The organism is Candidatus Avoscillospira sp. LCP25S3_F1 (assembly GCF_052117125.1).
GTDB lineage: Bacteria > Bacillota > Clostridia > Oscillospirales > Oscillospiraceae > Avoscillospira_A.
Genome location: NZ_JBQKJT010000022.1, coordinates 1 through 26,292, shown reverse-complemented (window position 1 = coordinate 26,292; position 26,292 = coordinate 1). Strand labels below are relative to the sequence as shown.

The following is a 26,292-nucleotide window of genomic DNA, read 5'->3' as shown; positions in this document are numbered from 1 at the left end:
TCCCATGCTGTTTGGGAAAAAGATCAACCGGATCGTCAATGTCCGGGAGGCGGAGGAGCGGTTTGAGGAAGAGCGCTCCCAGGTGTCCCTGGAGAAAAACGACCGGCTGGCCATGATTCTGGCGGCGCTGGTGGTGTTTGTGCCGGTATTTCTCGGCATTGTCGCCATATTGCTGCTGGTGCTCTTCCTGTTTTTCTTCCGCTACCTGTGAGATAGGGAAGGACGGCGCTTTTTACAAAGCGGTGGATCTTCGTCTGCCGCGCCGGTTCCCGCAATCATGTGAGAGCCGATAGCAAACCATTGACATAAGAAAAAGTTACCGAAAACTGCTATTTGCGGATTTCGGTAACTTTTTTCTGTTTCACGGCGGGATATCGTCCTCCCACAGATACCGAATGTACAGAAAAGCGATGTATCCAGTGTACGGTTTGGTATGGGGACGTGTTATCCTTGGTACGGTATTGCCAAATCCCTCTTTTGGGGGAGTGACAAGGGTCCAACAACTACCTATAATGTTAGTATGCAGAATTGGGGTGAGTAGATGGAGCAATTCTACTTTTCGGAACAGATTATACAGAAATTACAGCAATTGCATCATTGCAGCCTGGCCATGATCGAAGCGCCCGCCGGATATGGAAAGACGACGGCGGTGCGATGGGCCACGAAGGCGCTGCCCCAGGAGCAGGTCCATTGGTTTACCGCGGTCAGCTTGTTACAGGACAACAGTCTGGACTGGTTCATTCGTCAGATCAGCCAGCTGGATGAAAATGCCGGAGCCGCCCTGCGCAAGCTGGGCTTCTTAAACCGCAGCAACGCCAGCGCTGCCGCCGATATTTTGACCGGGCTTTCGGTGCCGGATCCCTGCTACCTGATTTTGGACAACTTCCAGCTGGTGCGGGACAACTGGCCGCTGCCGCTGCTGCGGGCCCTGGCTGACCGGCATCAGGACGGGCTCCATGTGATTTTGATTTCCCAGAATTTTGGAAAGCTCCGGGCGGTCTTTGAGAACAGCAGCGGCGTTACCCGATTGACCTCCCGGGAGTTTTTGCTCACACGGGCCAATATTCTGGAATACGGGAAGCAGCTGGGACTGGACCTGTCCAAACAGCAGGCGGAGGCCATCTACCGCAATACGGAGGGATGGGCCGCCGCCGTATCGCTCTATTTTGAAACGCTGCACGACGGCTGCACGGCACTGCCCACCTTCCGGGATATGGACGGGCTGCTCCAGGAGTTTTTCTGGAGAAAGATTTCGCCGGAGGCCCAATGTCTGCTGCTGCGTGTGGCCGTGTTTGACTGTATTCAGGAGGATGAACTGTCGCAGATCGCTCCCGGCCGGGAGCAGGAACTGCACGACCTGCTGGTACGGATTCCCATGATGTACCGGGACCATCGCATACGGGCTGGGTATCCCCATGAGCTGCTGCGTCATTTTCTTCTGGGCCAGTTGGACGCCATGCCGGAGGCGTTTCGATGCCAGGTGTACCAGACTGCCGGAGACATCTACCAGCAGGCAGGCAACCGGAAAAAGGCGGTGGAGTGTTTTTTCCAGTCCGGCAGCGACGAGAAACTGCTGGCTTGTCCGCTGACGGGACTGTTGAACGAGACCTTTGGCACGCTTTCCTATACAGCTTTGGCCCGCACGGTTTTGCGACGCTGTTCCAGGGAGCTCCTGGCCCAATACCCCCTGTCCATGCTGCGGCTGTGTTTGGCTCTGTTTACGGGTGCGGATTTCAGCGGTTATGAAACGGCGTTGGAACGATGCCGGGAGATCATCGCGGACAGCGGCAGCCGTCAGATGATGGGGGAGTGGCACATGGTGGCCGCCTTCCAGGCGTTTCCCGATCTTCCCGGCATGAAAGCCCACTATCTGGAGGCCGAAGCGCTGTTGTCCGCACCGTCGCGGATTTTTACCAAGGAGGAACCATTCCTCTTCGGCACCACCTCCATGTGGTACCTCTTCTACCGCACGCCGGGCCGCATGATGGAGACGGCGGAGGAACTGCGGGACATGCTGGAGGTGTACAACCGCCTGACCAATCAGCACGGCGCCGGGGCCTATGAGCTGTATCTGGGAGAGGCGCTCAGCGTACAGGGCCAGTTCGATCAGTCGGATATTTATGCCCATCGGGCGGCCATGCTGTCGGAACGGTGGGAGAATGCCACCGTGACCTATGGGGCGGCGCTGCTGCTGGGCATCAACGCCATCTATCAGTCGGATATGATTTCCCTGCAAAAGGCCATTGAGTATCTGGAGACGAAGGCGCTGGCCTATCCGTTTTTGCAGCAGACCGCCATCAACACCCAAATGGCGGAGACGGTACGTACCTATCTGCTGGGTCTGATGATGGAGCCGGACCGCTCGGCGGCATGGGCCAGGGGAGAGGCGGACATGCTGGGCGATTTGACCTTCACCAACTTTATGGCCAAAACCAACCGTATCACCGATTTGATTCTCCGCAAGGAGTACAAGCGAGCCATTGCCAGCGTGGAGGCGTCGCTCCAGCTGGACAGCCGTCTGATCTCCCTGTCCACCCGGAATTTTATGTGCGTGGGGCTGGCTCTGTGCTATCTGGCCATCGGCGCTATCCCACGGGCGGCGGAGTGGCTGGAGCAGTCGCTTTCCTTGGCGGAACAGGATAAAAACTACACATTTTTGGCCTGTTTCCGAAAATACCTGTCGATTCTGTTCCTGCTTCCCTCCATCAAAAAGAAGCACGCCAAGGCCATAGGGGAGATCAAGGCACTGAAAATCCATTATACCAAGGCCGAGGAAAGCCATATTTTCGCCATGCTGGAGCAGCATCCCGACCAGATGGCGGAACTCAGCGACCGGGAACGGCAGGTGGCGCTGCTGGCTGCCGAGGGACTGCGGAACCGGGAAATTGCCCAAAGGCTTTTTATTTCCGAGGAAACGGTGAAGAGCCATATTCGCAGTATTTTCAATAAAACCAACATTGACCGCCGCAGCAAACTGGTGGACCTGTTGAAATGATTTTCGCAATATCCCCCGTTTGGGGGATGTGGACAGCATAGGTTTTCTGTATGATAAAGACAGAAGGCCTATGCTGTTATTTTATCGAGGGAGGAGGTAATGGTATGGATGCGGCTGATGTAACATTGCAGGTGCTTCCGGCATATCAGCTGAAACTGACGTTTCCAAACGGCAGCGAAGCGGTGGTGGATTTGAAGCATCGGATCAATGCCATTCGATTCGGACGGCTGGCGGAGCCGGGATTCTTTTCCACAGCAAGGCTGGAAGGCAGCGAGGTGGTATGGGATGACGGTACCTACTGTCTTCGTGCCTCGATCAATGAGCTGTTGGACTCCATGCAGCTGGGAGGATAACCGTATGGAAGCCCACGGCGGTTTCTGAAAATCAAGGAGGTTGAAAAATATGAAGAAACGCATCATCTGTCTGTGCCTATGCGCGGCGCTGTGTCTGGCGTTGCTGCCTGTCGCGGCATGGGCGGCCAATCCCGTCTATCTTGTCCTGGGCGACAGCATTTCCACGGGTTACGCGCCCACCACCGGGAAGGTCGACAGCCCCTTTGCCGACTAGCTGGCGGCGGCCAAGGGCTACACGCTGGACAATCAGGCCCAGGACGGCGAGACGACGCAGACTCTGTTGACAAAGCTGCAAAGCGATACCATCAACGTTTCCAATGCCGACCTTATTACCATTACCATCGGCGGCAACGACCTGATGAATGCCCTGTACGCGTTCCTGGTTGCGCAGTATAATCAAGGGAAAGACGAAGCCGATCAGATAGATATTGTCAAGCTGATGGCGATGCTGCAAAACCCAGCGGCCAATGTTGCCACGCTGCTGACGCTCTTCGGCTACTTGGGTGATTTCCCACAATCCGGAATGATCGAAGCTGCCTGCGGGCAGGTGGCGACCAATCTCCAGCAGATTCTCAGTGAAATCCGGGCGGAGAATCCAACGGCGGAGATCATTTTGGCGACACAATATGATCCGTATCAGTACATGGAAGTCCGAGACGACCTGTTAAAAACGCATATTACCAATTTGAAAGCAGTCTTTGCGGCAGGGGCGCCTATCCTCAACGCCGGCATAGCACAGGCTGCGAACAGCGCGAATAATGTCCTCATCGCGGATGTGTACACGGCCTTTGCGGGTTCTCCGGTCAACCTGTGCAACGCCCATTACAATGGTATGACGTTTGTTCCATCTATTTCTGCGGATCTGGACCTGGACTTCCATCCCAACCAGGACGGCCACAACAGGATCGCGCAAACCATTCAGGCTGTGCTGGATGCCCACCGGCATCCCAGCTGTGGCGACGCAGGCTGTGCGGATGACGGCCATAGTGAGAACATCTATGCGCCACTGGAAGAAAGCGCCATGCCCACCGAGCTCCGCAACGGTGCGTACTACCTGACGGAAGATGTGGAGCTCATCGACGGCATTACCGTCAGCGGAGAAGTAGACCTGTGCCTCAATGGTCATGTGCTGAACCTGAATGGGAACGATATTGAGCTGACCGTAGGGACGACGCTGACCATCTGCGACTGTAACGCCGCTGTGGAACACAAATTTACTGTGGGTACAGACGGCCTGTGGACGTGGAACGAGCAGGACGGCACGGAAAGCTTGGACGGCGGCGTTCTCACCGGCGGTGGTGTCCTGGTGGGAAGCAACTGCAACGTGAATCTGTTCGGCGGCAATCTTGTCGGCAATACCATAGGCGGCGGTGTTGTGCTGCCCACCGGCAGTACCCTGACCATCTCCGGCGCTCCCACCGTCACGGGCAACACCGCCAATGGCAGCAGCCGTAATGTCTATTTGGACGGCGGCTCCATGGTTCTCGGTGGTCCGCTGACCAGCGGCGCGCAGTTGGGCGTCTCCATGGCCGCCCCCGGCGTCTTTACCAGCGGTTGGGGTACCCAGATGTCCGGCCAGGACCCGATGGAGTATTTCATCCCGGATGACGCCGCCTACGGCGTGGCCCTTGGCAGCGGCGGCGAAGTGCTGCTGGGCAAGCGCAGCACCGTCACGCTGGACGCCAACGGCGGTACGATCAACAGCGGCATCGTTTCCGAGTATGTGGAGGGCATGGTGGTCACGCTGCCCACCGACGTGACCCGGAGCGGGTATACCTTCAGCGGTTGGTATGATAACGCGCAGCTGGAGGGCCAGGCGGTGACGGCCATCCCCGCCGATTCCACCGGCAATCAGACCTATTGGGCCAAGTGGACAGCCAGCGGCGGCACGGGTGACAGCGGTTCCAGTTCCGGCGGCGGTTCCAGTTCCGGCGGCGGTGTGAGCAATTATCCCATTACCACTGGCAATACGGCTCCGGCCCACGGAACGGTGACCGTCAGCAACAACGCGGCTGCTCCCGGCAGTACCGTCACCCTGACGGTGACCCCGGACGAGGGCTATGAACTGCAGACCCTTACGGTCACCGACAGCAAGGGCAACGAACTGGCTGTGACCGGCCAGGGCGGCGACAAATATGCCTTTACCATGCCGTCCGGTGCGGTTACGGTAAAAGCCGTGTTTACAGAAGCGGTAGCCACTCCGGGACCGCTGCCCTTTACGGATGTAGCCGAAACGGCGTGGTATGCCGGCGCGGTGCGGTACGTCTATGAACAAGGCTTGATGAACGGCGTTGGCGATGGCGGCTTTGCTCCCGACGGCATCACCAGCCGGTCCATGATTGCCACGATTCTGTGGCGCATGGCGGGCAGTCCCCAGGTTACTGACGAGCTGCCCTTTGCCGATGTGGCAGACGGAACATGGTACACGGAGTCCATCCGCTGGGCATCGGTCATGGGCATTGTGGGCGGCTACGCGGACGGCACTTTCGGGCCCAATGACCAGATCACACGGGAACAGCTGGCCGTCATGCTCTACCGTTACGCCAAGGCCAAAGGCCATGATGTCAGCGTGGGCGAGGACACCAACATTCTGAGCTATACAGACGTTGCGGACCTGAGCGAATGGGCGATTCCAGCCATGCAGTGGGCCTGCGGCGCGGGCGTCCTCAACGGTTCCGGCTCCCGGCTGAACCCCCAGGGCCAGGCCACCAGAGCAGAAACCGCCGCCATGCTGATGCGCTACTGTGAAGACGTGGCCCAGATCAACGAATAACCGGAAATTCTTCTCTCAAAACCAAACAGGGCGCAAGTGATATCCCAATCACTTGCGCCCTTTGTACGCTGAAGAAATCCTGCATGGTTCCCCGTCTGCTGTACCGGCTTCGATTTCCCATATCATAAAAGATCCCCTCCGAACATGTCATCCGTTCGGAGGGGAAGTTGTTATCCGGAAATCATGGAATTGTAGAGGTCGATCAGGCGGGAACAGGCGCTGAAATAGGCATCATAAGATTCGCTGTAGTCCTCCTGGTTCCGGGTCGCTGTCATAAAGTTTTCCAAAGCGGTGTTCACATTGCTGGCCGCGTCGGTGAAGAGCTCCACTTCAACCTCTGCGGTGACGCTGTCAGGCCACACGAGCTGTACGCTTTCCGGGTCTGCCAGGGCTTCCGTCAGACTGGCATAGGCTTCCTGATGCTCCGTGTACAGCGTTTCCAGGTTGGTCATGTCCAGCGGGGGCAGGGTCCCGGTTTCCACGGCGGACAGCTGCTCCCAGATCTCCGTATCGATGTCATTGGAGATGCTGACGATAATCCGGGTGTAATAGGCAATGTCCCAGCCCTCGGCCTGAAGCCGCTCCAGCTCGTCCGCCTCCGTGGCTTCGTCCAGTGCGTTCATGGATTCCATGAAGGGCAGGGCAGCCTCGTCAAAGGCGCCGACGGCCTCATAGAGCCGGGTGTGCAGTTCGGCAGCCTCGGCCAGATTGTCCCCATCATACTGCTGGTAGCTGATATACCAGCCCAGATCGCTCAGAATCTCGCCCATGGTCTGGAAAGGCTCATCCAGTTGCTTCAGCAGCTCATCCTGCTCAGGGTAGGCGGGGTCCTCGTCGCAGTAGCTCAAGGCGTCCGTCATGATATAGGAGTGGAAGGTGTAGTAGCCGAAGACGTCATCCAGCATGCTGTACTCCGCGCCATCGACCAGAGCAAACTCCGGCTGATACTGCACCACAGTGAAGTAACCGGTCAGCAGATCGTCCATTTCATAAACGCTGTTGAGCACTTCCAGATAGGCGTTGTACTTGCTGTAGTCAACGGGCTGGTCGGCATCCGCTTCCTCCTCCGTGGTATCGGCGGTGTCGGTAGTTCCGGCATCGTCGGAGACGTTGGCATCGTCGGCGCCGGTGTCCGAGTTGGCACTGGTCTGGCCGAAGGTACAGCCGGACAACAGGAGCGCCAGGATCAAAACCCAAGCGCCAAGCAGACGGGGGAACGTGGTTTTGGTGATTCTCTTCATTCTTTTTCCTCCTGAACGGAACCCGGTTCCATGGAATCCCGGCTATGGCTGCCGCAGCAGCTCGTCCAATTCTCCATGGGTAAACTCATAGGTATCCTCAAATTTTCGATTTCCCCGGACGGGGAGATAAATACAAAGTCTTACAACCCGGTGTCCGCAGTCGGGACACCGGTAGGCTGTCAGCTCACAGACATACACGCCGGGCATGATTTCCCCGGACACCCTGCGCAGATTTTCCAGATAATACGCCGGATTTTTGTGGGCGCGGTAATGGCCCACCGTCATGGGAAGCGTATAAATCCGCTGAAAAGTGGTGTCCATGGGGACCTGACACGTTCCGCACCAGTCATCCCGCAGGACGGCTTTCAGTTTTCGGAACAGGCCCATGTCAGTTGGCCCCGACGCCGGCGTTTTGCAGAACCCGGACCATCCGGTCCGCCTTGGAAATGCCGGTGAGGATGTGGTCGCTGTCCATTCTCCATCTCTTGTTGGAGGTGAAGGTGTTGATCCGGACCTTGACGCCGTCGGCTATGAACAGAAAGCTGACGCGGCTGCTGCCCGCCATAAATCCCGAACCCATCCGGCCGTCATCCACCCAGGCTCTGGAAATGCGGCTGGTGGGAATGACGAAATAGGTAAAGGGTTTCCAGAAAAAGAGCAGGGCAATCTGCTGGTGCTGGGTGTCGATGATGACGGTGCAGGAGCCGCTGCTGAAGGTGTACTCTCGCAGGAATCCCTTGGCATCCAGTTCCCGCTCCACAGTCTTGGTTCTGGCACGGAAAAGCTGACGGCCGCCGAAGACCCACCAGAGCACCGACAGGATAAAGGGACCCATCAGCAGGAACGAGCGCTGGTTGCCGCCGTCGGGAAAGCGGGAGGTACCGAACCAGGCGCATAGGAAAATCAGCGCCAACGGCACCAGGATGTAGCAAAGCAGATACAGCACATTGATTTTTTTGATTTTACGGTTCTCCATGATCCTTTCTCCTTCTTAAAAAATATCCAGCCAATCCGGCGGTTGTTCACACAGGTCCTCAACGTCAGTCCTCCTCCGCTGCCGCTTTGCGCCGAATGACGATCCAGGCTACGCCGTAGCACAGCATATATCCGCCGGACAGGCCCAGGAGGATGTACTGCCGCCGCCGCAGACCGTCTGTGTACTGCTGGGCGGTCAGATGGGGCTCCACGGTGATGTAGGTGTCCTCCGACGGAATGGACAGGACCCGCCGTTCCACCGAACCGCGTTGGTACAGCTGTTCGGCCAGAACCCGGGCGGTGCCGCCCTCGTCCCGCCACTGATAACCGGAGCCGTCGGTGGTCCGGTAATAGACCATATAGACGGTCTTGGTGGGGTGCAGACGGCGATACCGGCGGGGACCGGTGGTTTTCACCGAGACAGGCAGAATGTCGTAGGGTGCGAAGGTGTGGACACCGCTGTCCTTGTACTGGTCGGCGGGGCGGATGGTGTTGAGATTCCGGACGCCCCCATACAGGCCGGCAGCCGCCAGAATCAGTAAGACCACGCCGCCGGTACCGGCGAACCATTTCAGCTTTTTGACCCATGTGCCGGATGGCCGGGCGGGCGCGGCAGTCCTGGAAACAGGTTCCGGCGCGGACGCAGCGCGGGCTGCACGTCGGTTCCAACAGAGAAAGCCCAACCCAACCACGGCCCACACCAGAGCGGCACAGACGAGGGCGGGCAGCAGCAGCAACAGAATGAAGCCGTTCATCAAAAGGGTAGGGTATTGGATCAGCACGATCACCCAGCCGCACAGGCCGCCGATACCATTCATGCACAGCCACAGAATCCAGCGATTCAGGTGGAGGCGGCGGGCGAAAAACGCTCCCGCCGGGATAAAATAGGCGGCTGCAAACAGGGGTGTCCCAAAGAAAAACACAAGCCACACCTGCCCCATGGAAAGGCGAAAGAGCAACAGAAACGCGCCGATGTAACAGAGCATCGACGCCAGAACCGCGACAGCCTTTTTCAAAATTGGTTCCCCCTCTCCGCCGACTGCCAGGCATAAAGTTCCCATAATCCACGGAATATACTACCAGAAAATTGACGCAAAATCTACTGTGCGTTTCCCGCTTGCCGCGACGCCTCAGGGGGCGGCGCGGCGGCTGACGGCGGGCTTCACGGCGGCGGTTCTCCGAACCGGCGCGGCGTCCTCTGGACGGACACCATAAATCTGGGCCAGGGCCAGAATTTTGGAGGCCCAGTTGGCATGAGTTTTAAATTCATTCATTCTGGCGGCATCAACGCTGCGGGCCACCAGCGGCGCGTTGTCCAGATCCCAGGACAGAATACTCCGGGCGTCGGCGTAGTCCCGGGCCGTCACCTGCAAGGCGCGGTTGACAATGGGAATCTGGTTGGGATGGATGACGGTTTTACCGATAAACCCGTTGAGGGCGTCGAGATGCAGCTCCCGTTCCAGTCCTGTGTCCCAACCCGGCCCGGCGTAATACTCCCACACGGGACCGGAAATCACATAGTCGGCGGCGAAGGTGGATACCACGTCCAGCAGAATCCGGGCCACCGGCTGTAAATCGTAAATGGTGTCGCAGACACCCCGGCGCAGGCCGAAGACGTGGGATAGGTCGTTGCCGCCTACACGCAGATTGAGAATGCGGGTGGAAAAAGGCGCCAGTTCCTCTTTCAGCCGAGCCAGCTGCTCCAGCCGTCCCGCTGGGGCCGCCATGGCGTGGGATTCAAAAATCGGCATATAGAGAAATTCGGAGGATTGGGAGAGGTCCTCCACGGCAGCCAGATACGCCCGGCTGTTGTCCGTGTAGAATTTCGGCAGGATAAAGCCCGTGAGCACCTGGGAGACACCGGACAGCCGGGCCGCCATACGGCGCAGGTGCAGGGGAGAGCGGATGCGTACAAAAATCTGAGGCAGATAGAAACTGTGTTCCGCATGCAGGCGTTGAATCTGTTCCAGGGTGCGAAGCAGCGCGTTCTCCGCCTCCGCCAAATGGGCGTCATTGACCGTATCCTCCAGGCAGAAGGCCAGGGAAAACGGCGCGGGAATGGCATTGTGCAGCAGCGTGGTCACGATAGAATCGTGCAGGCCCGCGGGACAGTACAGCAAAGCGCCCACCGAATATGCGGCAAGGCTGTGAAACATGAGACTCCTCCTGGAAGATAAGCTTTTTTCCATTGTAGCACACGAGGAGAAAATTGTAAAATAATTCTCGCTGCTCCCGCCGGAATGCCGGGAAAAGCAAGGATGCACTCAGGCTTGAATACGGGAATGAGGTGTAGTATAATGGGAAAAAACCAGGAAAATGATTGTAATTTGAATCTGCCGTACGATCTTTGATATTGAGACGCTTTTGAGGATGAAACACAGCAATTACATGTATCTTTGTTGCGGTAATTGCGCATGGGAAAGAATAGGGCCGCCATGTTTCAACTGGGAACTTTATCAAAACTTAACGACTTTTTAATACCACTTTCCCAACGACGGGAGCCGTGCGTCTATTTTGTACGGGTGGAGGGATTTACCGAGGATCTGCCCGACGCGGTCAAACGGTTTTACCAGGAGGCCCGGCAGAACGGTGTCATCCTCGACGGGCGCATTCCCAATCCCACGCCGGAAAACCTGGCGTATTTTCAGGAGATGCTGGGAGGCGGATTTCAGCGGAACCGGCCGTTTATGGATGACCAGCTGCGCCGGTGGCTGCCCCGCCTGTCTCCGGCCCAGCGGGAGAACATTGTAGTGTCCATGGACGCTATGCTGGAGTCGCTGGCCCGTCAGGGCAAAAACGAGAACATGCTCCACAACGCCTATGTCAAATACCTCTGCTGGCTGTACTTTAAATTTGAACGGATTCTAGCGGCGCTGGGCCAGGACCGTCTGCCCAAAATCCTCTATGACGGCGCGGTGAGCGCCTACGAATTGCAGCTGCTGACCATTCTGGCCGGAGCCGGGGCGGACATTCTGATGGTGTGCCGGGACGGGGCGCAGTACCGCCGGGCGGACCCCACGGACCAGTGCTCCACCCGGCTGCCCCAGACCAATGCCACCCCGTTTCCCGATTGGTTTACGCTGAAATGGGTGCAGAAGGAATTGGAACAGGAGTGGAACCGCCAGCGGCTATATGGCACGTTGCCCACACTCCAGCCGTGTACCAACGCCTGGATGCGGTCGCCCGCCCTGCGGGAGGTGCTGACGGCGCCGCCCGCCCGGGGAGACGACCCCCATCTCTTTTACAATGCCTTTCTCTTGCAGCACGGTGTGGAGGATCGGCTGCTGTTTTCCAATGATCTCTTTGGATTCTATCAGGAACTGGAGCGGTCGGAACGCCCCATCTGCCTGGTGGACCAGGCCATCCCGGCCCCCACGCCGGAGGAGATCGCCGCCATCCGGCGGCAGAATTATACGACGCTGGACCAGATGATTCTGGGCCTTTCTCAGAATCTCCGCTATCCGGCCCAGGCGGAATTGCAGCGGCTCATGGTCAAGGGCTTTGTGGACCTGTTGCTGGAAGAGGGACAGGCCCCGGATGGGTCTCTGCTGAAACTGACCAACCGGGCGGTATATCTGCTGGTCTGGCTGAAACGGTATCAACAGACACTGTTCCCCGCGTGGACGCCGGGACAGGTGCCTGTGTTCCTGCTGTTCGGCAACTGCGGCAGCCGGAACGAAGCGCTGTTTCTCCGGCTGCTGGCCCGGCTGCCGGTGGACGTGCTGGTGCTGGTCCCCAACCGGGCCGCGGTGCCGGTGCTGGAAGACCCGGCGCTGCTGCGGCTGACCTATGACGATTCCCTGCCCATGGAGACGTTCCCCACGGCCTCCTCCCAGCGGCGGGTGGCCACCGCCGCCTATCAGGCGGAGCGGGACCTGGATTCCATGATGTATCAGGACTCCGGCATGTACCGCAATCAGCAGTACGCCAGGGCCGAGGCCGTCACCCTACAGCCCATGTACGAGGAAATCGGCCTGTTGTGGGACCAGGAACTCAAGTACCGCCCTTCCTTTTCCGTGTCCGGCGACCGGGTGACGGTGCCGGTGCTGCTGGAAAAGGTGTGCGGCGTCAAGGATGGGGACGTCCGCCGGTATTGGAGCGAGATCAAAAAACTCCTGACCCCCGACACGGTCCTGGTGGACCGGCTCCCGTGGCTGTCCCCCACGGATGAAAACCCCATCAAACCCTTTGTGACCCAATTCCTGAAAAACGGCAAGCTGCTGCGGGACAAACTCCGGAACCACAAGGCGTATCCCTATGCCATTCTGCGGAAGGAGATGCAGGAGTTCCTGCTGGATCAGGTACAGTGCTTGTTGGATCAGAAGATCATCGCCGGCACCTGGCAGAACGGGACGGAGTACACGGTGCTTTCCACAGCGCTGAATCTGCCCAAGGCCGTACTGCGCATGGTGCAGAAATTTGACTTTACCAAAAAGAACCCCAAGCTCCTGCTGATCAATCCCACGGAGCGGGTGCTGAATCTGGAGGAGAGCATTGTGGTGGCGCTGCTGAACCGCATGGGCTTCGATGTGCTGCTGTTTATCCCCACGGGCTTTCAATGTGTGGAAAAATTTTTCCCGCCGGACTATATCCATGAGCAGCAGATTGGCGAATACATCTATGATTTGACGGTTCCCAATTTTGCCGCCGTTTCCACCCAGCAACCGAGTATCAACCCCTTGAGAAAACTGTTTGGAAGGTGAGAATTCTATGGCATTGGATTTCAACAGACCCGCAGCATCCGGTTCCACGGTGGAACCCGGAACCGCCCCGGCCGTGCAGGAAGAGACGTATCAGAAATACGATATTGTGGCCGACCGGCAGCAAATGAACCAACAGCTGACCAACTCGCCGGAGGTGGACCGTCTGGCCAGCCAGATCGAGGTTTACAATCTGGAAACCATCGTATCCTTCGGCGCCGATGCGGCGGAGGAGATTTCCAAGTGCTCCGACGTAGTCCTAAACAGTATGAACCTGTCCCAGCTGGACGAGTCCAGCGCCATGCTGACCACCCTGGCCAAGATCATGGACAAGTTCGACATTGAGGAGATCAAGGAGAACCCCGGCTTTCTCAACAAACTCTTCGGCAACCTCCGCAAGCAGCTGGACAAGATTTTGGCCAAATACCACACCATGGGTGAGGAAGTGGACAAGATCTATGTGCAGCTCAAGCAGTATGAATCGGAGATCAAGCAGTCCAACCGGAAGCTGGAGGATATGTTCCAGGCCAACGTGACCTATTACCATGAGCTGGTCAAATACATTCTGGCCGGTGAGCAGGGCTGCCGGGAAATCGAGGCGTATATCGCCCAGCGACAGGCCGATATGGCGGCCAGCGGCGACAACTCCATCCAGTTTGAGCTGACCTCGCTGAATCAGGCGTTGATGATGCTGGAACAGCGGACCCAGGACCTGCGCACGGCAGAAAACGTGGCCATGCAGGCCATTCCCATGATCAAAACCATGCAGTTCAGCAATATGAACCTGGTGCGCAAGATCAATTCGGCGTTTATCATCACCTTACCTGTGTTTAAACAGGCGTTGACCCAGGCCATCATGCTCAAGCGCCAGCGGATTCAGGCTGAGGCCATGGCAGCGCTGGATGAAAAGACCAACGAAATGCTCATCCGCAACGCCCAGAATACGGCGGAGCAGGCAAAGATGACGGCCCGTCTGGCCTCCGGCAGCTCCATTAAAATCGAGACGCTGGAGAAGATGTGGCAGACCATTGTCTCCGGCATCGACGAGACCAATCAGATTCAGGAGAACGCCCGCAAGCAGCGGATCGAGGACCAGAAACGGCTGGAAACCATCAAAGCCGATTTCAATCAGCGATATCACATGCCCAATCAGCATTGAGTGTAAATTCATAGAAATTGTGTGCAAATCATCAGGAGGAGGAACTTTACAATGCCTATCAATCTGACAAAGGGACAAAAAGTAGACCTGACCAAGGGAAACCCCAGCTTGACGAAAATCGTTGTGGGCCTGGGTTGGGACGTCAACGCCTATGACTCCGGCGCGGCCTTTGACCTGGATGCCGCGGCGTTTATGGTCGGCGGCAACGGTAAGTGCCCCACAGAAAAGGAATTTGTGTTTTACGGAAATCTGGAGCATGTCAGTGGTTCGGTGAAGCACATGGGCGACAACCTGACCGGCGAGGGCGACGGCGACGACGAGCAGATCGTCGTGGACCTGAGCAAGGTGCCTTCCAATGTGGAGCGGATTGCCTTTACGGTCACCATCTACGATGCCGAGAGCCGTCACCAGAACTTCGGCCAGGTGTCGAACGCGTACATCCACATTCAGGACCTGACCACCGGCGCGGACCTGATCCGCTACGACCTGGGCGAGGACTTCTCCATTGAGACGGCCATTGTCGTCGGTGAGCTGTACCGGCACAACGGCGAGTGGAAGTTCAATGCCATCGGCAGCGGCTTCCAGGGAGGCCTTGCAGCCCTGTGCGGCCACTACGGCATCGAAGTGGCATAACCAAGCAATATCCAAACCATTTTTACAGTGTAGGGAGGAGACAGTATATGCCTGTCAGTCTGAAAAAAGGCCAGAAGGTCAGCTTGACCAAGGAGAATCCGGGCCTGTCCAAGGTAGTCGTGGGCCTGGGCTGGGATGTCAACGCCTTTGACACCGGCGGCGCGTTTGATCTGGACGCGGCGGCATTTCTGCTGGGGGAGTCCGGCAAGACCACCCGCAGCGAGGATTTCGTTTTTTACGGCAACCTGAAGCACCCCTCCGGCAGCGTGGAGCATCTGGGCGACAACCTGACCGGCGAGGGTGCCGGTGACGATGAGCAGATCAAAATTGATCTGACCAAGGTGCCCGAAAATATTTCCCGCATCGCCTTCACGGTCACCATCTACGAGGCCGAGGAGCGGCGGCAGAATTTCGGCCAGGTGAACAACGCCTTTATCCGTATTTTCGACGAGGTTTCCGGCCAGGAGCTGCTGCGGTACGATCTGGGCGAGGACTTCTCCATCGAGACGGCGGCTGTTTTCGGCGAGCTGTATAAAAACAACGGCGAGTGGAAGTTCAACGCCATCGGCAGCGGCTACCAGGGCGGTCTGGCTGCCCTGTGCGCCAACTATGGCGTGGATGTGGAGTAACATACGAAATCAGAAACGGCAACCGCCGGCCTGACAGACCGACGGACGTTTCGCTGGAAATAAGGAGGAATCCGTAATGTCGATCAGTTTGCAAAAGGGTCAGAAAGTCAGTCTTTCCAAGGAGGGCCGCGAGGGCTTGAACCGTGTGGTCGTCGGTCTGGGCTGGGATGAAGCCAAGAAGAAGGGCGGCCTGCTGGGCGGCCTGTTCTCCGGCGGCTCCAACCAGAACATCGACTGCGACGCCTCGGCCATTCTGCTGCGGGGCGGAAAGCTGGTGGACCGGAACGACATCGTATTTTTCGGCAATCTGACCCATAGCTCCCGGTCGGTGCAGCATATGGGCGACAACCTGACCGGCGCCGGCGAGGGTGACGACGAGCAGATCGTCATTGAGCTCAACAGCGTTCCGGCGGAATATGACCGCATTGTGATTGTGGTCAACATCTATCAGGCTGTGGAACGCCACCAGCACTTCGGCATGATTCAGAATGCGTTCATCCGCATTGTGGATGCCCGCAACAATCAGGAGCTGTGCCGTTACAACCTGTCGGAAAACTACGACAATATGACGGCTATGATTTTCGGCGAGGTCTACCGCCACAACGGTGAGTGGAAGTTCAACGCCGTCGGCCAGGCAACTCAGGACCCCGGTCTGGGTCAGCTGTGCGCTAGATTTACTTAATACTAATAACCAATCATCATTGGCAAAGAGGAGCGAATGATACCATTCCTCCTCTTTGCCGTCGTATCGAGGTGAATGCCCATGCATTTTAACGGACTCAACCAATCCCAGGTGGAGGAATCGAGAAAGAAATACGGCAGCAACGTGATTCCCGACTCGGAACCCACCACCTTTTGGGCGGAATTCAAGGAGACCTTCAAGGACCCCATGATCCGCATTCTGCTGGCCATCGCAGCGCTGATGATCGTCATGTTTGTCTTTGACTACGCGGATATTTACGAACCGGCCGGCACCATTGTGGCGGTGCTGATTGTGGCGGTTGTTTCGGCCAAAACCGGCGTGGCCAGCGATACCAAGTACCGCCAGTTGAAAGACAGCACCAAGAAAGACCAGTGTAAAGTCTACCGGGACGGCGTTGTGGTCGTCATCGACGTGGACGACGTGGTGGTCGGCGACAAGGTACTGCTCCAGGCCGGTGATAAAATCCCGGCGGACGGCATCCTCGTAGCCGGACATCTGAAGGTGGATAACTCCGCCCTCAACGGCGAGGCGGAGGAGTGCCCCAAGTACGCGGCGGAAACGGAATTGCAGCTGGCCGATGAGATCACCGGCGACACCTTTGTGGACAAGCACTCCCTGTTCCGCGGCGCGGTGCTGTTCGACGGTGAAGGCGTCATGGACGTCCAGAAGGTGGGCCTTGCCACCATGATGGGCAAGATGGCCGAGGAGATGCAGGAGGACGAGCCGGATTCGCCCCTGAAAGTCAAGCTGGCCAAGTTGGCCGATATGATCTCCCGCTTCGGCTATATCGGCGCCATTGTCATCGCCGTGCTCTACTTCATCTACTTCATTCTCCAGGCCGGTGGACCGGCGGCCTATTTCTCCATGGATTTGGCGGAAATCGTCAAGGACGTGGTGGAGGCCGTGTCCCTGGCGGTGGTCATCATTGTCTGCGCCGTGCCGGAAGGACTGCCCCTGATGATCTCCCTGGTGCTGATGCAGAACACCAGCAAAATGCTGGACCACAACGTTCTGGTCCGCAAGGCCGTGGGCATCGAGACGGCCGGTTCGCTGAACATCCTGTTCAGCGATAAGACCGGCACCATCACCAAGGGCCATCTGGAAGTGGTGGAGTTCTTTACCGCCGACGGCACGGTGATTCCCCTGAACATGATGGCCGAACACAAGAACATCCAACAGCTGGTGAATCTGGCCATCGGCAAGAACTCCCAGTCCATGTTTGATGCGGAGGGCCGGGTCATCGGCGGCAATGCCACCGATCAGGCGTTGATGAAATTCCTGGGCGCCGAGACGTTCCACGCTGTGGAGAATCAGTACACCGCCGACGAGTCCCAGAGCTTCAACTCCGCCAACAAGTTCAGCCAGGCGCATATCCGGGAGCTGGACAAGACGTTCTATAAGGGCGCGCCGGAACGGCTGCTGGCTGTGGCCACCCGCTGCCTGACGGCGGACGGCTCCGAGCGTCCCATCCACATGGAATCCCTCAACGCTAAAATCGACGAGCTGGCCAACAAGTCCATGCGTGTGCTGGCCTTCGGCTATTCCAATCAGGCGCTGTGTGAAAACCGCATCCAGGAGGATACGGTCATCATCGGCTTTGTAGCCATCCGCGACGACGTCCGTCCCGAGGCCCGGGAAGCCATTGCCGACGTGCAGAACGCCGGAATCCAGGTGGTTATGATCACCGGCGACCGGCTGGAAACGGCGGTGGCCATCGCCAAGGATGCAGGACTGCTCAAGTCGGAGGACGACGTGGCGTTGACCTCCGCCAAGCTCAACGAGATGAGCGACGAGGAAGTCAAAAAGATCATTCCCAGAACCCGCGTCATCGCCCGCGCCCTGCCCACGGACAAATCCCGTATGGTGCGGCTGTGCCAGGAGATGAATCTGGTGGTGGGCATGACCGGCGACGGCGTCAACGACTCCCCGGCCTTGAAGCGCGCCGACGTGGGCTTTGCCATGGGCAGCGGCACCGAGGCGGCCAAGGAAGCCGGTAAAATCGTCATCCTGGACGACAACTTCAAGTCCATCAAGGACGCCATCTGGTATGGCCGTACCATCTACCATAACATTCTCAAGTTCTGTAAGTTCCAGCTGGTCATCAACGTGGCCGCCGTGGTGGTCAGTGCCATCGCGCCGTTCTTCGGCGTGGAGGAGCCGCTGAAGGTGACGCACCTGTTGTTTGTCAACCTGGTGATGGACGGCCTGGGCGCCATTATGCTGGGCAACGAGCCGGCCCAGAAGCGGTATATGACCGAAAAGCCCCGCCGCCGCGACGAGAGCATCGTCAGCAAGCCCATGATGGTGCAGATCGTCACCATGGGCCTGTGGCTGACCGTCCTCAGCTTTGTGTTCCTCAAGGCGCCGTTTGTGAACCGGTTCTTTGACACGGAGGCGCAGAAGCTGTCGGCGTACTTCGTTCTGTTCATCTGGAGCGCCCTGTTTAACGGCTTCAATGTCCGGGACGACCGTTTCGGCATTTTCAAGGGCCTCAATGAAAATACGGGCTTTATGAAGGTGTTTGTCACTATCATTCTGGTGCAGGCCTTCATTGTCAACGCGGGGCTGATTCCCATTTCGGCCTTCGGCGTCATCAGCAGTATGTTCAGCTGCGTCCCCTTCTCTTTGACGGGATGGTGCGTTGTGGCGGTGTTTGCTGTGACCATGATCCCTGTGGATATGCTCAGAAAGGTGATCACAGAAAAGCTGTCGTAAGCAAAGTGAGAGGGTACGCCCGCCGTTGGACGGGGTACCCTCTTTTTTACAGAACCAGAAAGGGAGAAGCGTATGAAAAAGCTGGATTATAATTCGCCGGTGGTGCTGAGCCTGTTCTTTCTGTCCGCTGCCGCCCTGCTGCTGGGGACGCTCACCAACGGGTGGACCACGCAAGCGCTGTTCAGCGTGTACCGGTCGTCTCCGGCCAATCCGCTGACGTATGTGCGGCTGTTGGGCCATGTGCTGGGCCATGCCAACTTGGAGCATTTCCTGGGGAATATGCTCCTGCTGCTGGTCATCGGACCACCGCTGGAGGAAAAGTACGGCAGCGGCCCTCTGGCGCTGGGGATTCTCGTCACGGCGGTGCTGTCCGGCGTTTTGCACATCCTGCTGTTTCCCGGCACGGCGCTGCTGGGTGCCAGCGGCATCGTGTTTATGATGATCATGCTGGCGTCCCTGTCCGGCATGAAGAGCGGCAAAATCCCCCTGACGCTGATTTTGGTGGCGCTGCTCTACCTGGGCCAGGAAGCATATTCCATTCTATTCGTCCGGGATAATGTGGCCAATTTGATGCACATTGTGGGCGGCGCTTGCGGTACGGTTTTCGGCTACGGCGTTACCCCCAAGCAGCGGCTCACCCGAAAATTTTGAGGAATCAAACGAATGCAACAGTATACCATGGAAGATGTTTTGCGCATCGCAAAACGATATCGTAACACAAAACGGTCCTATCTGCTGGTCAATCCTTTGCAGGCCAAGCACTTGCCGGTGGACCCGGAAACGGCCCTGGCGCTGATGGAGCATCTGGGGGAATCCCTGCGGCGTTCCTATCCGTCGGCCCGTCTGGTCATCGGCTTTGCCGAGACGGCCACGGCCATCGGTGCGGTGGCGGCGGCACAGCTGGCCGGAGACTGTTTCTATGTACAGACCACCCGGGAAGACTGTCCAGGCAACCACAACTGGCTGGAATTTCAGGAGGAGCACAGCCACGCCGTGGAACAGAAGCTGTGCGGCGACGCCCTGGAAGCGGGGCTGGCCGCCACGGACACAGTGATTTTGGTGGATGATGAAATCTCCACCGGCAAGACCATTCTCAATATGGTGGAGCAGATGGCAAACCGGTACCCGTCCCTGCGGGAGAAAACGGTGGTGGCGGCCTCCATTCTCAACCGCGTGACACCGGAACAGGAGGCGCGGCTGCGTCAGGCGGGTATCGTCTCCCACTGTCTGGTCCGGCTGCCCCAGGCCGATTACGACAGCCAGGTGGCGCGGTACACAGTGGAGGAAGCGCCGCAGCCGCCCCAATGGACGCCGGAAACACCGTTCCAATCGTGGATGCTGTCCGGCTCCTTCGACCAGAATCCCCGGCTGGGTGTGTCCATCGGGGACTATGTGGCCCAATGCCGGAAGATGGCCGATGCCTTTCTCCAATGGGCGGCGCTGCCGGAAGGGGGCCGGACCCTGGTCCTGGGGACGGAGGAGTGTATGCTTCCATCCCTGATTCTGGGTCAACAGCTGGCGAGGAGACCGGGGAGTGGGGCGGTCCGATGCCACGCCACCACCCGCAGCCCCATCGGCGTCAGCCGGGAGGCAGGGTATCCCATTGTCTCGGGGGCCCAGGTCCGCAGTTTTTACAGTGACGACCGTAAGACGTACCTCTACAACCTGGAATCCTACGACGCGGTGGTGGTGGTATCGGACACCATGCGGGAAGACACGGCGGCTTTGTGCAGCGTCCTGTCTGCCTTGCCGGGCCGGGGGACGGCGCGAGTTTACTACATTCAGGGAGGCAACCATGTTTGGTACCTATAAACAGGACGATGTGACCATTCTGCTGAAAGATCTCACCAACTGCATCGAACCCATGGACACCCTGGAACGGGAGCGGCGCATTCAGCAGGGCGTCCACTATTCGGAGATGCTGCCGGTGGAGTATGAGCCGTCGGAACAGTATCTCCGGGCCTACTTTGACGCCGTGGAGCGGTACGCGTCCATGACGGCTGATGCCCTGGCTTCCGTGTGCCACAAGCTCTGGCAGCAGAAAGGGGAGCGGGTGGTCCTGGTCTCGTTGGCGCGGGCTGGTACCTCCATCGGCGTGCTGTTAAAGCGGTATTTCCGGTTCCGCTACGGCGTGGACGTGCCCCACTACACCATCTCCATCATCCGGGGCCGGGGTATCGATGCAGCGGCCATGGCGTACATCTTGGACCGCCACCCGGCGGAAACCATCCAGTTTGTGGACGGCTGGACCGGGAAGGGGGCCATCCAGGCGGAACTGTACCGGGCCGTCACCGCCTATAAAGGGGTGGATGGGCGGCTGGCTGTGCTGTCGGACCCGGCCAATCTGACGGACCTGTGCGGTACCAAGGAGGATTTCCTTATTGCCAGCTCCTGTCTCAATTCCACGGTCTCCGGTCTCCTCAGCCGGACCGTTTACCGGACCGATCTCATCGGGCCGGGGGAGTTCCATGGGGCGGTCTTTTATGAAGCGCTGCGGCCCAAGGACCTGACCTATCAGTTTATCGATGCCATTGCGGCTCATTTTTCCACGCACCAGCAGCCGGCGCCGGAGCCGGCGCCCCATTCCATCAGCGCGCTGGAAGAGGTGGAGCGGATTCGCCAGGAATTTTCCATTTCGGACCGCAATCTGGTGAAGCCCAGCATCGGGGAGACCACCCGCGTACTGCTGCGCCGGGTGCCGTGGAAAATCCTGGTACACAGTCTGGACGACGAGGCCTATCTGGGCCATATTTACGCCCTGGCAAAGGAGAAAGGCGTGGAGCTGTGTGAGTACCCCCTGGTCAATTACCGGGCCTGCGGACTCATTCGGACCATGGCGGACCAATGAGTATGGAACCAATACTGTTTGCCAGCGATCTGGACAATACGCTGCTCTTTTCCATAGCCCACCGGCAGGAGGGGGACCGGTGTGTGGAGTGGCTCGACGGAAAGGAGCAGGGATTTCTGACGCCCGACGCCGTCTCCCTTTTGGAAACAGTCCATCAGTTGACACGGCTGATTCCCGTGACCACCCGTTCGGTGGCGCAATATCTGCGCATCCGGTTTCCGGAGCCGGTGACGCCCGCCTATGCGGTGGCGGCCAACGGCGCGGTCCTGCTCCACCACGGGCAGCCGGACGCGGCATGGGAAGCGGAGACGCAAGCCCTGCTGACGCCGTGGCTGCCGGAACTGGAGCGGATGGAAGCGGCGATTCCGCAACGGCTGGCGGGCCGCCGTCTCCGGCGGGTGGACGGGGCGTATCTGTTTCTGTCCTGCCCCGACCCGGAGGACGCTGCGTACTGCCGGTCCTGCCTGACGGATACGACGCTGTCGGTGGAGACCACGGGACGGAAACTCTACCTGTTTCCGCCGCCGGTCAACAAGGGCGCGGCGGTGGCGCGGCTGCGGCGTCGATTCAGTCCCTCCGGCGTCATCGGGGCGGGGGACAGTGCCATCGACGTCCCCATGCTGCGGGAATGCGACTGGGCCATCGCACCCCATGACGTCCTGGTGGAAGGGATGGACCGGGACCGCGTGGCGGTCTGGGACGGTCAGGGCCGCTTCCCGGACTATGTGCTGCAACAGGCCGCGGCCTTTGCGCGGGCCGGACAATAGGAGGAGAAAGTCCATATGAATCCGTTTTTCAACCAGTTTCAGGTGGTACGCCTGGAAACAGCCGACCATCCGGTGGAACAGTTCTTCCAGCGGCCGGGCCGGTATTCTAACTTTCAAAAGGAGACATTCTTTTTGCGGTGGACGGCGGGGCAGGAGTTTGACGCGTGGGCGGCCCTGTGCCGCTCCTGGCAAAACGACCGGTCCGGTTACGTCTATGCTGAACAGCTCAACCGTCTGGATACGACGGCGGCGGAACGGTACCGGGAGCGGTACAGCCAGGGAAACTGCAATCCGTCCTTCCGCTTTCAGAATGTCCTCTGGGAGGAGACCTTTACTGGAGCACTCCAGGAAATTCTGGACCTGTTCCGGCGGGTACGGAATTGTACGGAGGATTCCATTCTGCGCAATTTCGCCGTGAAGCTCTTGTATTGGATTGACTGCTATGGTCCCAAGCTGTTTGTGGAAACCACAAAACTGACCCGGTTTCCCAAATTTGTGTGCAGTGGTACCGTGGGAACGGCAGAATATCTCTTTTTGTATCTGCTCTACCGGTTGGGCTGTGATGTGCTGTACCTGGGAAAGGAACAGGATGTATCGGTGCAATCGGCAGAGCTGCTGGCCCTCTCTCAGAGGGTGGAGCAGCCACCGGTGCTGCCCCGGCGGCAGAACGTGCCGGAGACGGCACAGCCGGAACCGATAATGACGCAGCAGCGGCCCACCCTGTCCCGCGCGTCGTTGCAGCGGGCCGATCGGGTGGCAGCCGCCCCGGTGCAGCCCCAGCCCCAACCGTCCCTGTCCCGCGCATCCTTGCAGCGGTCGGACCGGGCCGCCCCGCCGGTGCGGCAGCCTGCCCCGCAGCCGGTGCAGCAGCCCGCGGCCCAGGCGGGGGCGCGGCGGCAGCCTATGGAGTTTGAGGAGCTGGCCCGCTTCGCGTCTTCGGTGGTCATGCTGAAGGTGTTTGACCAGAACAAGGAGTGTGTCAAAACCGGCTCCGGCATCATCATCAGCGACCAGGGGTATATTTTGACCAATTTCCATGTGGTGGCCGGCGGCGCCTATTACGGTATCGTGCTGGAGGAGGAATCGGACGTCTTCTATACCAATGAACTGATCAAATACCATCCCGAGCGGGACCTGGCCATTCTGCGGTCCGACAAGCGGCGGCCTCCCATTCCCATCCTCGAAGCGTCGGAACGGTTGGTGCGAGGCCAGAAGGTTGTGGCCATCGGCAGCCCCCTGGGACTGTTCAACACCATATCGGATGGCATCGTGTCCGGCTTCCGGGAGCTGCGGGAGACCTCCATGGTGCAGTTTACCGCACCGGTTTCGCCGGGCAGCAGCGGCGGTGCCCTGCTGGACCTGTACGGACGGCTGATCGGCGTCATTACCGCCGGATTCGATGATGGCCAGAACCTGAATCTGGCGGTGGACCACACCACCATCCGGCAATTCCTCGGGAACCTGTTATAAAGAGCTTCTTGCGTAGATATGTTTGATTTGTTACAGCCGCCCTCCGGCGGCTGGGGGCAACATTGCCGGATTTCAGCGGGTGGCCCAGGCCATGGTGGAGCAGGGCGTGTTTTGAGCCGGAGACAGTTTCATATAACAGGAGGAAATCCCTATGAAAATCGTAGTGTTGGATGGCTATACGGAAAATCCCGGCGATTTGAGCTGGGCAGCCCTGGAGCCCCTGGGGGAGGTGACGGTCTATGACCGCACCTCCTATGTGGACGCGCCCATCATTGCCGAGCGCATCGGCGACGCGGAGGTTGCCGTTATGAACAAGACCCCCATCAGACGGGCGACCATGGACCAGTACGCCTTTGCCCTGCTGCTGGAAAACTGCCACCACAGCCAGACCGTCTTCAAGGGCAAGTGGGCCAACCATGCGGATTGGTGCTACTGGCACGATCCCCTCATCGAACTGGACGGCAAGCCCACCAATATCGTCAACATCTGAAATATGAGAAAAATCATTGTTATTTCCGATTCTTTCAAAGGCTCTCTCAGCAGCAGCGCCATCGCCCAGATGGCGGAGGACGTGATCCGGCAGTTTTACCCTCGCTGCCGGGTCATCGGCCTGCCGGTGGCCGACGGGGGAGAGGGCACTGTGGAGTGCTTCCTGGAGGCCGTGGGCGGGCAGCGGGTCACTGCGCCTGTCACCGGCCCCTGGGGCGAACCGGTAGAGGCAGCCTACGCCCGCATGGGCGACACGGCTGTGGTGGAAATGGCCGCCGCCGCCGGTCTGCCCATGGTGGGCCAGCGGCTGGACCCGTCACAGACCACCACCTACGGTGTGGGCCAACTTTTGCGCCACGCCGTGGAGCAGGGGGCCAAGCATCTGGTTCTGGGCCTTGGCGGCAGCGCCACCAACGACGGCGGCTGCGGTGCGGCGGCCGCCATGGGCGTTATGTTCCGTAACACAGCAGGGAAGGTGTTCACGCCTGTGGGCGCAACACTCGGTGATATCGCTTCCATTGATTGTACAGAAGCCAAAGCCCTGCTGGACGGTGTCACAGTGGAGGTCATGTGCGACATCGATAACCCTCTGTGCGGCGAACGGGGCGCGGCGGCTGTGTTCGGTCCCCAGAAAGGGGCCGATGCAGCCATGGTCCGGCAGCTGGACGACGGCCTTGCCCATTTGGCTCGCGTCATCCAACGGGATTTGCATGGCTCCGTGGCAGATTTGCCCGGTGCCGGTGCTGCCGGCGGCTTCGGCGGCGGTGCGGCGGCCTTTTTTGGCGCGGCCTTGCGGCCGGGCATTGAAGTGGTCCTGGACTTGGTGCGCTTTGATAAACAGCTGGAGGGCTGCGACCTGGTCCTTACCGGCGAAGGCCGCATGGACGGCCAGAGTTTGGGTGGGAAAGTGCCCATCGGCGTGTCCCGGCGGGCCAAGCGGAAGAACGTTCCGGTGGTAGCCATTGTCGGCGTCACCGGCTCGGGCATCGAACCGGTCTACGACGAGGGCATCACTGCGGTGTTTACCACCAATCGGGAAGCGCTGCCCTTCGAGGCCATCCGCCATCGGGGCGAGGCCGATTACCGCCGGACGCTGACGGACCTTATGCGTTACACCAAAGCCGTCCGTGCGTTTTCCGACTAGGCAGACAGTCATACGCGTACAGTAACCGCGGCACATCCCTGCATTGGGGATGTGCCGCGGCGTGCATTTTCCGGCGGTCAGCCGTTGAGAATTTCCATAAATTCCTCACCGGTGATCGTTTCTTTTTCATAGAGATACTTGGACAGTGTGTGGAGCTTGTCCAGGTGGTCCGTGAGAATCTGCACGGCCTTTTGGTGCTGCCGGCGGACCAGCGCCACCACCTGCCGGTCAATTTCCGTCTGGGTTTCCATGGAACAGGTCAGGGATGTGTCGCCGCCCAAATACTGGTTGGTGGTGGTCTCCATGGCCACCATATCGAACTCCTTGCTCATGCCGTACCGGGTGATCATGGCCCGGGCCTGCCTGGTGTCTGACGGCATCTGCGCATCCTCCTTTGGTGTCAAGCGGCAGGGATTCTATCATACGATTGGTGGTATTATACCCAATGGACGACGGTTTGTCCAGAGCACCCCATCGTACAGGGAAGAGAACATCGGCAGGGGAGCGGTGCTGTCCCGGACCGCCGCTTAGTCGAACGGATTCGGCGCCTATCTGTCTGCCGAACCCGCAAAAAAATAGGAAAGATACTATAAATGAGCAAAACTGTCGAAATGCACATAATCAAGCAACATAAGCAAGTAGTTGTTCCAAGGGCAGATGATTCACACCACATTGGTATAGGAAGACGATCTTCTCCT

At 58.7% G+C, this 26,292-nt stretch carries 23 protein-coding genes and 1 pseudogene; 18 read left to right on the top strand and 6 right to left on the bottom strand.

Going from position 1 to position 26,292, the window contains the following annotated elements; all coding sequences use genetic code 11:
• The first annotated feature begins 4 nt into the window (after positions 1-4).
• From ACTQ33_RS14860 to ACTQ33_RS14840, 5 genes are all read left to right on the top strand, one after another.
• Positions 5-211, top strand: coding sequence for a hypothetical protein (locus tag ACTQ33_RS14860; protein ID WP_441465319.1), 207 nt, complete (start codon positions 5-7; stop codon positions 209-211).
• Between the two features lie 330 nt (positions 212-541).
• On the top strand, positions 542-2,995 hold the full coding sequence (locus tag ACTQ33_RS14855) for a LuxR C-terminal-related transcriptional regulator (RefSeq protein WP_441465318.1): 2,454 nt from the start codon (positions 542-544) through the stop codon (positions 2,993-2,995).
• Positions 2,996-3,099: 104 nt separating this feature from the next.
• Entirely contained in the window at positions 3,100-3,348 is a 249-nt protein-coding gene (locus tag ACTQ33_RS14850; protein WP_441465317.1) for a hypothetical protein, read from the top strand.
• 49 nt (positions 3,349-3,397) lie between these two features.
• Positions 3,398-3,562, top strand: a complete 165-nt coding sequence (locus ACTQ33_RS14845; RefSeq protein ID WP_441465316.1) for a hypothetical protein — start codon at positions 3,398-3,400, stop codon at positions 3,560-3,562.
• Positions 3,563-6,121, top strand: a complete 2,559-nt coding sequence (locus tag ACTQ33_RS14840; protein ID WP_441465329.1) for an S-layer homology domain-containing protein — start codon at positions 3,563-3,565, stop codon at positions 6,119-6,121. It begins immediately after the preceding gene.
• A gap of 170 nt (positions 6,122-6,291) precedes the next feature.
• Here the strand turns inward: ACTQ33_RS14840 and ACTQ33_RS14835 are convergent, their stop codons facing one another.
• The 5 genes from ACTQ33_RS14835 to ACTQ33_RS14815 form a co-directional block, all read right to left on the bottom strand.
• Positions 6,292-7,362, bottom strand: coding sequence for a DUF3829 domain-containing protein (locus ACTQ33_RS14835; RefSeq protein WP_441465315.1), 1,071 nt, complete (start codon positions 7,360-7,362; stop codon positions 6,292-6,294).
• 42 nt (positions 7,363-7,404) lie between these two features.
• Complete coding sequence (locus ACTQ33_RS14830; protein ID WP_441465314.1) at positions 7,405-7,749, bottom strand: hypothetical protein; 345 nt, start codon at positions 7,747-7,749, stop codon at positions 7,405-7,407.
• A gap of 1 nt (position 7,750) precedes the next feature.
• Positions 7,751-8,338 (bottom strand): hypothetical protein, encoded by a 588-nt coding sequence (locus ACTQ33_RS14825; protein ID WP_441465313.1) that lies wholly within the window; start codon positions 8,336-8,338, stop codon positions 7,751-7,753.
• Between the two features lie 64 nt (positions 8,339-8,402).
• Positions 8,403-9,353 carry a hypothetical protein gene (locus tag ACTQ33_RS14820; protein WP_441465312.1) on the bottom strand — a complete coding sequence of 317 codons (951 nt, stop codon included), beginning with the start codon at positions 9,351-9,353 and terminating at the stop codon, positions 8,403-8,405.
• A gap of 114 nt (positions 9,354-9,467) precedes the next feature.
• Positions 9,468-10,493, bottom strand: coding sequence for an HpcH/HpaI aldolase/citrate lyase family protein (locus ACTQ33_RS14815; protein WP_441465311.1), 1,026 nt, complete (start codon positions 10,491-10,493; stop codon positions 9,468-9,470).
• Between the two features lie 279 nt (positions 10,494-10,772).
• On the opposite strand from ACTQ33_RS14815, the gene ACTQ33_RS14810 reads away from it, so the two are divergent.
• The 13 genes from ACTQ33_RS14810 (at position 10,773) to ACTQ33_RS14750 (ending at position 25,594) form a co-directional block, all read left to right on the top strand.
• Positions 10,773-13,040: a YceG family protein gene (locus tag ACTQ33_RS14810; protein ID WP_441465310.1), complete on the top strand. Its 2,268-nt coding sequence runs from the start codon at positions 10,773-10,775 to the stop codon at positions 13,038-13,040.
• Positions 13,041-13,047: 7 nt separating this feature from the next.
• Positions 13,048-14,196, top strand: coding sequence for a toxic anion resistance protein (locus tag ACTQ33_RS14805; RefSeq protein WP_441465309.1), 1,149 nt, complete (start codon positions 13,048-13,050; stop codon positions 14,194-14,196).
• A gap of 51 nt (positions 14,197-14,247) precedes the next feature.
• On the top strand, positions 14,248-14,829 hold the full coding sequence (locus ACTQ33_RS14800) for a TerD family protein (RefSeq protein ID WP_441465308.1): 582 nt from the start codon (positions 14,248-14,250) through the stop codon (positions 14,827-14,829).
• A gap of 47 nt (positions 14,830-14,876) precedes the next feature.
• Positions 14,877-15,458 carry a TerD family protein gene (locus ACTQ33_RS14795; RefSeq protein ID WP_441465307.1) on the top strand — a complete coding sequence of 194 codons (582 nt, stop codon included), beginning with the start codon at positions 14,877-14,879 and terminating at the stop codon, positions 15,456-15,458.
• A gap of 76 nt (positions 15,459-15,534) precedes the next feature.
• On the top strand, positions 15,535-16,140 hold the full coding sequence (locus ACTQ33_RS14790) for a TerD family protein (RefSeq protein WP_441465306.1): 606 nt from the start codon (positions 15,535-15,537) through the stop codon (positions 16,138-16,140).
• Between the two features lie 81 nt (positions 16,141-16,221).
• Complete coding sequence (locus ACTQ33_RS14785) at positions 16,222-18,876, top strand: calcium-translocating P-type ATPase, PMCA-type (RefSeq protein WP_441465305.1); 2,655 nt, start codon at positions 16,222-16,224, stop codon at positions 18,874-18,876.
• A gap of 72 nt (positions 18,877-18,948) precedes the next feature.
• Complete coding sequence (locus ACTQ33_RS14780; protein WP_441465304.1) at positions 18,949-19,527, top strand: rhomboid family intramembrane serine protease; 579 nt, start codon at positions 18,949-18,951, stop codon at positions 19,525-19,527.
• A gap of 12 nt (positions 19,528-19,539) precedes the next feature.
• The gene (locus ACTQ33_RS14775) at positions 19,540-20,688 is read left to right on the top strand and encodes a phosphoribosyltransferase domain-containing protein (protein WP_441465303.1); all 1,149 of its coding nucleotides are present in this window, start codon (positions 19,540-19,542) and stop codon (positions 20,686-20,688) included.
• Entirely contained in the window at positions 20,672-21,724 is a 1,053-nt protein-coding gene (locus ACTQ33_RS14770; RefSeq protein WP_441465302.1) for a cysteine protease StiP family protein, read from the top strand. The genes ACTQ33_RS14775 and ACTQ33_RS14770 overlap by 17 nt, the downstream gene beginning before the upstream one ends.
• 2 nt (positions 21,725-21,726) lie before the next feature.
• Complete coding sequence (locus ACTQ33_RS14765) at positions 21,727-22,491, top strand: hypothetical protein (protein ID WP_441465301.1); 765 nt, start codon at positions 21,727-21,729, stop codon at positions 22,489-22,491.
• Between the two features lie 15 nt (positions 22,492-22,506).
• The gene (locus ACTQ33_RS14760) at positions 22,507-23,961 is read left to right on the top strand and encodes a trypsin-like peptidase domain-containing protein (RefSeq protein WP_441465300.1); all 1,455 of its coding nucleotides are present in this window, start codon (positions 22,507-22,509) and stop codon (positions 23,959-23,961) included.
• 151 nt (positions 23,962-24,112) lie between these two features.
• Positions 24,113-24,451: a hypothetical protein gene (locus ACTQ33_RS14755; RefSeq protein ID WP_441465299.1), complete on the top strand. Its 339-nt coding sequence runs from the start codon at positions 24,113-24,115 to the stop codon at positions 24,449-24,451.
• Positions 24,452-24,454: 3 nt separating this feature from the next.
• A complete protein-coding gene (locus tag ACTQ33_RS14750; RefSeq protein WP_441465298.1) occupies positions 24,455-25,594 on the top strand; it encodes a glycerate kinase family protein in 1,140 nt (379 codons plus the stop codon).
• A gap of 77 nt (positions 25,595-25,671) precedes the next feature.
• Here ACTQ33_RS14750 and ACTQ33_RS14745 read toward each other — a convergent pair.
• Positions 25,672-25,962: pseudogene (locus tag ACTQ33_RS14745) on the bottom strand (ATP-dependent zinc metalloprotease FtsH); the annotation flags it as partial.
• Positions 25,963-26,292: the final 330 nt, after the last annotated feature.